The sequence below is a fragment of the Pseudanabaena mucicola FACHB-723 genome, assembly GCF_014696385.1.
Classification (GTDB): Bacteria; Cyanobacteriota; Cyanobacteriia; order Pseudanabaenales; family Pseudanabaenaceae; genus Pseudanabaena.
In genome coordinates this window covers 23,585-33,272 of record NZ_JACJQB010000039.1, presented here as the reverse complement: position 1 = coordinate 33,272, position 9,688 = coordinate 23,585, and the positions used below count along the sequence as shown (strand labels likewise).

Annotated in this window: 7 protein-coding genes; 3 read left to right on the top strand and 4 right to left on the bottom strand. The window is 44.6% G+C overall.

What is annotated here, in order from left to right:
- Positions 1 to 306 precede the first annotated feature (306 nt).
- On the top strand, positions 307 to 1,149 hold the full coding sequence (locus tag H6F41_RS15065; protein ID WP_190404288.1) for an ABC transporter permease: 843 nt from the start codon (positions 307 to 309) through the stop codon (positions 1,147 to 1,149).
- On the opposite strand, the gene H6F41_RS15060 is transcribed toward H6F41_RS15065, so the two are convergent.
- The 4 genes from H6F41_RS15060 to H6F41_RS15045 form a co-directional block, all read right to left on the bottom strand.
- On the bottom strand, positions 1,146 to 2,561 hold the full coding sequence (locus H6F41_RS15060) for a cobyrinate a,c-diamide synthase (protein ID WP_190404287.1): 1,416 nt from the start codon (positions 2,559 to 2,561) through the stop codon (positions 1,146 to 1,148). The genes H6F41_RS15065 and H6F41_RS15060 overlap by 4 nt on opposite strands.
- A 129-nt stretch (positions 2,562 to 2,690) precedes the next feature.
- Positions 2,691 to 4,316 carry a B12-binding domain-containing radical SAM protein gene (locus tag H6F41_RS15055; RefSeq protein ID WP_190404286.1) on the bottom strand — a complete coding sequence of 542 codons (1,626 nt, stop codon included), beginning with the start codon at positions 4,314 to 4,316 and terminating at the stop codon, positions 2,691 to 2,693.
- A gap of 102 nt (positions 4,317 to 4,418) precedes the next feature.
- Positions 4,419 to 6,335 (bottom strand): sulfite reductase, ferredoxin dependent, encoded by a 1,917-nt coding sequence (sir, locus tag H6F41_RS15050; RefSeq protein ID WP_190404285.1) that lies wholly within the window; start codon positions 6,333 to 6,335, stop codon positions 4,419 to 4,421.
- Between the two features lie 161 nt (positions 6,336 to 6,496).
- Positions 6,497 to 7,999, bottom strand: coding sequence for an ammonium transporter (locus tag H6F41_RS15045; protein WP_190404284.1), 1,503 nt, complete (start codon positions 7,997 to 7,999; stop codon positions 6,497 to 6,499).
- Between the two features lie 111 nt (positions 8,000 to 8,110).
- On the opposite strand from H6F41_RS15045, the gene H6F41_RS15040 reads away from it, so the two are divergent.
- Together H6F41_RS15040 and ctpC are read left to right on the top strand one after the other, a co-directional pair.
- Positions 8,111 to 8,263, top strand: coding sequence for a hypothetical protein (locus tag H6F41_RS15040; RefSeq protein ID WP_190404283.1), 153 nt, complete (start codon positions 8,111 to 8,113; stop codon positions 8,261 to 8,263).
- 113 nt (positions 8,264 to 8,376) lie between these two features.
- Positions 8,377 to 9,642: a carboxyl-terminal processing protease CtpC gene (gene ctpC, locus H6F41_RS15035; protein WP_190404282.1), complete on the top strand. Its 1,266-nt coding sequence runs from the start codon at positions 8,377 to 8,379 to the stop codon at positions 9,640 to 9,642.
- Positions 9,643 to 9,688 lie beyond the last annotated feature (46 nt).

Below are 9,688 nucleotides of genomic sequence, written 5' to 3'. Positions count from 1 at the left end.
TGGGTAACTCTATCTACAAACTTAAATATGCGCTTTTATCTGATTATTTAAGATCTCAACTTAAACATCCTTCTATCCCTATGATTCTTGCGTAAGTCCTACCTTTTTAAAAGTCTAGGGTCGGTACACGTCTACAAATCACCTAACAATTATTATATTGCTCCTTAAACGATCTAAAAATTTACAAATGATTTGCGATTGCTATATAGTCAAATGTAATTCAGATATACATGTAACTTTTTTGGCTTTTACCATATGAAAGCTAAATTTTTCAATCCTAAGCATAGAATAGAAGATAGACTCGAAATGAATGATAAACTTACAGGCTTTACTTCAGAATTAATAATTGAGGCGGGACGGACTGAGCGCCAATATTGGAAAGATCTGTGGCGATATCGTGAATTATTTTATTTCTTGGCTTGGCGTGACATTTTAGTTCGTTATAAGCAGACTGCGATCGGGATTGCTTGGGCATTAATTAGACCCTTTCTAACCATGGTCGTATTTACTGTGGTGTTTGGAAATATTGCTAAGTTGCCTTCTCAAGGAGTTCCCTATCCAATTCTAGTTTTTGCAGGTATGTTACCTTGGCAATTTTTTGCCAATGCTTTGGGTGAGTGCAGCAATAGTTTGATTGGGAATGCTAATTTAATTTCTAAAGTGTACTTTCCTCGACTTATTGTGCCAACTAGTGCAGTAATTGTCAGTTTTGTTGATTTCTTAATCTCAGGGATGATTCTTTTAGGATTGATGGCTTGGTATAACTTTGTCCCTGATTGGCGGATTTTGACATTGCCATTTTTTATTCTAATCGCATCAGCGGCTTCGATGGGTGCGGGTTTGTGGTTGGCTGCTTTGACTGTGCAATATCGAGATTTTAGATTTGTTGTACCTTTTATAATCCAATTTGGACTATATATTTCTCCAGTTGGGTTTAGCAGCAACATTGTTCCTGAACAATGGCGTTTGCTATATTCTATTAATCCAATGGTTGGCGTAATTGACGGATTTCGTTGGGCAATTCTTGGTGGTAATGCAAATGTCTATATGCCAGGCTTTTTGCTTTCAGTTGGATTAGTATTTGTATTACTTTGGAGCGGAATTTGGTATTTTCGGAGAATGGAGCGGACATTTGCAGATGTAATTTAAAGCTGCTGAGCAAGTATGCTTATCCTCTCTTTTGCACAGTTTACTAAAAATTTCTGCAAGAGATTTATTTGCGCTCCGAAGTGAAGATGGGTATAGGAAGCGTGAACTTGATGTTTTTGCCATCCTTCATGAGGGTATTTCAAATGGGAGTCATAGCCTTGGAGGGAAAAGAGTGGTTGCTCACTTGGTTGCGTTAGGAAAGAACGATGAAATTCGTGCCCCCATACTAAGTCACCTTTAGAAACTAGTGGGCTGTCTTTCAATGCGATCGCTTTGCGATATCCGAGGGTGAGGCGCTTACCCATTTTTGCGACAGTTGGAAATATATTCACCATCGGAAAATATCGATCTTCAAAGTCGATGATGCGATCGCAAAGGTACATTAAGCCGCCACATTCGGCGTAGGTGGGGATTCCTGAGATAATCGCATCATGCACTGACTTACGAGCAGTTTTATTTTCGGCAAGTTCGGCGGCAAATACTTCAGGAAATCCACCACCGAAATATAGTCCATGAGTGTTGTCAGGTAAACTGCGATCGCAAATAGGACTCCAAGGCACTAATTCCGCGCCCATATTTTGAAATAGGTCTAGGTTGTCCGCATAGTAAAAACTAAAGGCGCGATCTTGGGCAATTGCGATCCGAATTTTGCTCTCTCCGCCAGCGCCTCTTCTTAAGGGAGAGGTTGGCAAAATCTTCTCCCCTTCTCCTGCGGGAGAGGGGGCTGGGGTGTGAGGGCTTTCCATTAATGGCAATAACTGTTCCCAATCAAAGCAAGTTTCTCCTAAATGTGCTAAGCGATTAATGATTGCATCAAGATCAGACATTTCTGCGGTGGGGACAAGTCCTAAATGGCGATCGGGTATGGCAATGGCACCTTGGCGGCGGAGGACACCTAAAATTGGTAAGTTTAATGGCTCAAGGGCTTGGGTTAACAGTTCTAAGTGACGATCGCTACCCACACGATTCAGGACAACGCCTGCAATGTGAATACGGGGATCGAAGGTGCGATAGCCATGGGCGATTGCCGCAATCGATCGCGAAGTGCTAGCACAGTTAAGAATTAAGACCACTGGTGAATTGAGAAGTCGAGCAATATGGGCAGTGCTTGCCATATCGTCATGACCAGTTGCACCATCAAATAGACCCATTACTCCTTCAATTAGGGAATATTTAGCCTTTTGACTGTGCTTAGCAAAACATTCCTGTACATAGGTTTCAGAAGTGAGAACAGGATCAAGATTACGGCAAGGAAGCTGCGTAATGTAAGAATGAAACATGGGATCGATATAGTCGGGGCCAACCTTAAAGGATTGCACCCTTTGCGATCGCAATTTCATCGCTGCTAGTAGCGCCAAAGTTACGGTAGTTTTGCCGACTCCACTCCGTTCACCTGCAATAATAATGGTCAATTTTGCACCTATAAGCTTATTTTTTGATTGATTTACATAATTTCAGCACAAAGCGCTGAATTAAAATCCAGAGACACTTTTGAAATTGTCCGAGAAGAGGGCGATTTCAAAAGAAAGCCTTTCGAGGCTTTAGTGTTGCGTAGCAAAGGAAGTCTCTCGATGTTTGATTAGGGTTTCGATAGGCAAAGCACTACGCAAATGATGCCAAGGTAAAACTTGCTGCACATCCCAATTTTCATGGACATACCAAGCAAGGGGGGGTAATTGTCCCTTCAATTCCTTAAAGGCACGTTTATAAGAGCCGTCGCTCGGAACATCACCATCGCTATAGCTACAGGCTAGCCGCAACAGTTTCGTCAAGCGTCGATCACCTCTAGAAATCAGGGCTTGCACAATTGAATCTTTGTAACTTTCAGGACGAAAATCAATGCCCTTGGGTAATAGCTTTTTACGAAAGTGTTGCATTTTCTTCTCGGCTGAGGTACCGACTCCTTGCCATTGCCAAGGAGTATGGGACTTAGGCACAAAGGTACTGCAACCAAAAGTAATCTTTAATTTTGGTGCTAGCTTCCGCAGGGATATCAACATATCGATTGTTTGTTCGATATCGTCATCATTCTCCATGGGTACACCTGCCATACCGTAAAGCTTGAGGGATTTTAATCCCCCCGCTTGAGCATTGATTGCCGCTTGCCGAATTTCGTCATTGTGCAATTTCTTATTGATAATCTCGCGTAACCGCTCAGAACCGCTTTCAATGGCAATCGTGACGGAACGACTATCACGGGTGGCGAGAATTCGCGCTAATTTTTCAGTGAGTGTATTAGTGCGAACAGAGGCAAGACTGAGGCGGACATCATCAAATTGTGGCTGAGCGAGATAATCTAGCAATGTATCAAACTCTGGATGTTGGGTAATTGATGCACCAAGTAAACCCAAGCGCTTAGTGACTTCTAAACCCTTGGCGATCGCAGGAATTAAGCTCGATTCTAAACTGGCAGTCCGAAATGGGAGTGTGAGATAGCTGGCTAGACAGAAGCGGCACATCTCTGGACAACTTCGCACCACTTCCACCATAAAAATGCTTTCCCATGCAGCTTTAGCGGTGACGACTGTAGATGCTGAGAGGACATTGCCTTTGTAGGTTTGTTTATGGATGATTGCGGGAATATCAACATCGATCGGTTGAATCGAAATGATCGCCCCATCATCCGATTCATAGCTCACTGCGTATAGTTGCGGAATGTAAATCCCCTCAAGTTTCGCTAAATGGCGCAATTTTTCATCACGACTAGCGTGGCGCACCTCTTGGTAAGCTTGCAGAAAGTTCCCAATTAATTCTTCCCCATCACCGAGCAGAATAATATCAAACCATGCCGCGAATGGTTCGGGATTGGCAGTGAGAACTGGACCACCACCGAATACAAGGGGATGTTCATCACGGCGATCGCAACTATCAATGGGAATGTCAAATTTCTTTAATGCTGCCAAAATGTTGACATAATCTAGTTCCCACGAAAACGAGAATCCTAATATTTCGATCTGGCGCGGTAAGTCTTCGTGGGCATCGGTAAACCAACGGCTTACATTTATTTGCGATCGCATGGCTAAATTTGCCCAAACCCCTTGATATCCTAAACTAGTGATCCCCACGGTGTAAGTATTTGGGAAGGCAAAAACAATATTTACCGCATCATGGTCAGGAGTAGCATGGTCAAAGAGTAAATATTCGGACTGAAAATAGGATTGGTTCAAAACTTCAGCAGTGAGTCGCGGTATCGCTATTATGCCATAACTCCAAAAACAAAAAGGGGTGGCAGCGCTTTGCGCTGCCACCCCTTTTTGTTTTTGGAATGACTAGCCCAAATACTTCTCCAAAGCCAACTCCACAATGTCTTTCATCGAAGCACCCTGTGCATCTACAGCCTTCTTCAAGAGCTCATAGGATTTACCCGAAAGCGTAACCCGATGCCGCACATCCTTGCGCTTGCCCTTAGGGTTTTCCTCTGGCACATAGGTTTCGGCAAATTGACGCAAGTCTTCAATACCTTTGCGATCGCAAAAATCACCAAAACTCTCGCTCGCTTGTCTCTCATTACGGAAATAGACAAATAAAGGTTCTAGACCTTTTTCGAGATTGTCAACATGCAAACGCTGCACATAGGGCTGTGCCAATCGCGTCGAGTCAAAGCTACCACCCAACCAAATTTGGTACTCATCGGCAGCACTACCGACAAACGCGAGTTCTGCCATGTAGGGACGGGCGCAACCATTGGGACATCCCGTCATACGGGTGATAAAGGTTTCATCTTGCAAGCCCAATCTGACCAAGAGTTTACGAATTCTCGCTAAGATGCTGGGTAAAATTCTTTCTGACTCAGCGATCGCTAGACCACAGGTGGGGAAAGCAGGGCAAGCCATCGAATAACGCACGAGGCTGTCAATTTTGTCTGGGGCAAGTACACCGCAACGATCGAGAATTTTCTGAATGGCATCTTTTTCATCGGCGGCAACTTCCGTAATCAACAGGTTGTGATTAGGCGTTAGGACAAAGTCATGATGAAATGTCTCGCTAATTTCACGAAGAGCCGTTTTGAGTTGGAGATCTTTGCGATCGCTAACTCGACCGTTCTCAATGGAAACACCAACAAAATATTTGCCATCGCCCTGTTCGTGCCAGCCCAAGTAATCTTGATATTTAAAAGCAGGCAATTCTCTAGCGGGCGCTAATGGGGTGGGGTAGTATTCGCGCAAAACTTGCATAAATTTATCTACACCCCATTCATGCAGAATATGCTTAAAGCGCGAATGGCGGCGATTGTGACGATCGCCGTAATCCCGTTGGACTGCAACAATTGCCTTGATCGCGTCATAGATTTCGGCAACAGGTACAAATCCGATACAGTCTGCCATTCTGACGATGGTGGCATCGTTATTGTGGGCGCGACCTAAACCACCGCCAACATAGACATTAAATCCCTCTAATTGATTCTGAGCATCGGTAATTACCACCAACGCCAAATCATTGGTATACAGATCAACGGAATTATCCCCTGCCACTGCGATCGCAATTTTAAATTTACGGGGCAAATATTGTGTGCCGTAGATTGGCTCAACATCACTAATATTCGTTTTCGCCGATCCCTTGCCTTGACGGTTACGTGCCTCTACTACCTCGCGATCTTCCGAAGACGTGACAGCCACCTCTCCGTCTAGCCAAATGTCGTAGTAAGCACCTGCCTGTGGCGCTAGGAAATCAGCGATTTTGACCGCATATTCACGAGCATAGGCATATTCAGGCTTGTTTTTAAATGGTACAGCAGGAGCCATAACGTTACGATTAATGTCGCCACATGCCCCCACTGTCGATCCCATGTTTCTAGTGATATCTGCAATCACCGTCTTCAGATTCTCTTTGAGGATGCCATGAATCTGAAAACCTTGGCGAGTAGTCGCACGTAAGGTGTGATTCCCGTACTTATCGCACAATTTATCAAGCGCTAAATACAACTGCCAAGGAATCACACCACCGGGGCTACGGGTACGCAACATCATTGTGTATTGCGCTTCTTCACCTTTGTTTTTCGCTTTGTCTAAGTCACGATACTTTTGCTGATAGGAACCATGAAACTTCAGGATTTGGAGACCATCCTGACTAAAAAAAGGATTGCCGTCGTTTAGCTCGGTGTCAATGGGACCTCGCAAAAAGTTACTTTTTTGCTTAAGGACTTCAACCTTCGATACTTTTACAGGGTTGATCAAAGTGTTTGTCATGGTTCAACTATCGGAATTTATACTGGTAACTTCTTTGCCCCACAATTATACCCCCATAAACCCATCGGAATTAAGATGAACTTTACAAAAAGAAAACGAAAAAGCATTAGCAAGAGAAAAGGCGGCACATTGTGCCGCCTTTTCTCTTGTATTTAGAAAAACTATTCGCTTTCCTTTACAAAGCCAGAGTATGCTTCCATACCATGCTCACCAATATCCAGACCCTTGAATTCCTCTTCAGGTTCAACGCGAATACCACCTGTGATCAAGGCAATGACATACCAACCAATAAAGCTAAAAGCAACGGTAAAACCGCCAACAGCTGCAATACCAATTAACTGATGCCATAGCTGGGTAAAGCCACCACCAAAGAATAGACCAGCAGCAGGCCCTACACCACCTTGAAGTTTGTAACCATTACCTATTAGAGCATCAGGGCCAACAGCAAATAGACCAACTGCTAAGGTTCCCCAAATACCGCAGACAAGGTGGACTGAAGTTGCGCCCACAGGGTCATCAATCTTGAGCTTGTCGAAGAAACCAACGGCGAATACCACGATGGTTCCAGCAACTGCACCAATGATGGCAGCACTAGGTAAGGTTACCCAAGCGCAACTTGCGGTTACACCAACCAGTCCAGCCAATACACCATTGACGATCATGGATAGGTCAGGCTTGCCTAGATAAAGCCAAGCAGCAATAGTTGCCGCAAGTGCGCCAGTACAAGCAGCCGTATTGGTAGTCAAAGCAATGTGGGCGAGTAAACGACCATCGCCAACTGCCATCGTAGAGCCAGGGTTAAACCCAAACCAACCTAACCATAGAATCAAACAACCCAAGGTCGCGAGGCTCATGCTGTGACCGGGGATAGCGCGGGTTTTGCCATCTTCGCCGTAGCGGCCAGCACGAGCGCCGAGAATTGATGCACCTACTAAAGCACCCCAACCACCAACGGAGTGGACTACAGTTGAGCCAGCAAAGTCCCAGAAGCCCATGTCGGCTAACCAGCCACCACCCCAAATCCAATGTCCAGTGATGGGATAGGAAATAGCCACAAGAATGAAGCTAAACAGCATAAATGCCATAAACTTAATGCGCTCAGCCACAGCACCTGAAACGATGGTGGCAGCAGTCGCCGAGAACACTAACTGGAATAAAAACTTAGCTTCGAGCGGAACACCAGTCCAGTTGAGCGAGCCGAAGATACCCTTGTAAGCATCACCAGTAGCAGGGCTATTATCTTCACCGCCAAGGAAGAAACCTTGTAAACCAATAAAGTTGTTGCCTCCGTCATCACCAAACATGAAGCCAAAGCCTAATAGCCAGTAAGCAATTGTGGCGATCGCAAATACGATTAGGTTTTTGGTCAGAATGTTGACTGTATTTTTACGACGGCAGAATCCAGATTCAACCAATGCGAAACCAGCGTTCATGAAGAATACTAGAAAAGCTGCGATCGCAACCCAAAGAGTATCGAGACCAACTTTGAGTCCATCGATAGCTGCCTTCATTTCCGCAGTTGGATCTGCGGGGGGCGCAGCAGGTTCTTGAGCAGTAGCTGCATATACCCAGAAGACACCAATAATTGCCGCAAGCGGAATACAAGCAGTCCAGTTTACTGAACTCTTGAGTCTCCTCTTTTGATTTGACTTATAAACCAACACCTTAGAATTCTCCTCAATGAAGTAAAACGCTTGTGCGAATTAATCTTACAGATTTAGTAATTTCCATAACATCAGACTCAGGTACATGCTTTTTGTGTAGGTTTATACAAAATGGATAAGCAATCATCATTTCCAAGCAAAATATGTATAGAAATCTTGCGATCGCAAATTTCTGTAGCTAGGGCAATGCAAGTTTTGCTTATGTCCTCCTTTGTTGAATCAATGGAAATTTTTGCGATCGCAGCCCATAGCCCATTAGAGTGATAATTTAATTCTTTCGTCAATTTGATCACCCGCTTAAAAACTCCTGTGCTAGAGTTGGTGTACTTATAGAAATATCGCGTTCCTCACTACACATCACCTTTCAGGAAGTTGACATGGCAAAAGGCGGACTTGTACTTGGTACAACAGCAGCATTAGCTGCGGCTGTGGCAGTTGTTGGTTTTCAGCTAGCAAACCCTAGCATCGCCGCATTTCGGGATAGCCCCAAAGAAATCGTAGACGAAGCTTGGCAGCTTATTAATCGCGAGTATGTTGATGGCTCGTTTAATAAAGTTGACTGGCGACAAGTCAGAAGACAATATGTTGAAAATCGTGACTACTCATCCAAAGCCGAGGCATACCGCTCAGTCCGAGAAATGTTGAAACTGCTTGATGATCCATACACTCGTTTTATGGATCCAGAACAGTTTAAGAGTATGCAGATTGACACTTCAGGTGAACTGACAGGGGTAGGCATCCAATTGGGCATGGATGATCAAACTAAGCAATTGACAGTTGTTGCCCCAATTGAAGACTCTCCAGCCGCAAAAGCTGGGGTTTTAACCAAGGATGTAATTACGACGATTGCAGGTAAATCCACAGAGGGAATGGATATTAATCAAGCGGTTGCACTCATCCGTGGGCCCGCTGGAACCAAGGTCAAGTTAGGTATTAAGCGCGGCGATCGTCAATTTGAAGTAGAGCTAGCCAGAGCAAAAATTGAAATTCATCCTGTCAAAGCCGAACTCCGCGACACTAATATCGGTAAGGTTAGCTATATCAGCCTGCGCCAATTCAATGCCAATGCTTCTAACGATATGCGTAAGGCAATCCAAGATCATGTCAATAAAGGCGCAGTTGGTTTTGTGATGGATTTGCGTTCTAACCCCGGTGGTTTGCTATATTCCAGTGCGGAAATTGCACGGATGTGGCTAGACAATGCACCGATTGTATCGACTATTGATCGTAAAGGCGAAAGTGAGAGATTGATTGCTAACCGCCAAGCTTTAACCAATAAACCATTGGTTGTATTAGTAGATGGTGGCTCAGCTAGTGCTAGCGAAATTTTGTCAGGCGCACTCCAAGACAACAAGAGAGCAACCATTGTGGGGACAAAGACCTTTGGTAAAGGACTAGTCCAATCTGTACATTCCTTGAGCGATCGCTCAGGTATGGCAGTTACCATCGCCAAATACTATACTCCTAGCGGTCGTGATATCAATCACCTCGGCATTGTACCTGATCGCATTGTCGAGTTGAGCAAAGCTGATATTGACAGACTCAGCAAAAACCGTGATCTGGTTGGGACAGATGCCGACCCACAGTTTGCCACTGCCATCGATGTTCTTTCTAGCGAACTGAAAAGAGCTAGCAGTCGCTAAGTTATTGGTCCATAAAAAAGCACCCGATGATGGGTGCTTTTTTATG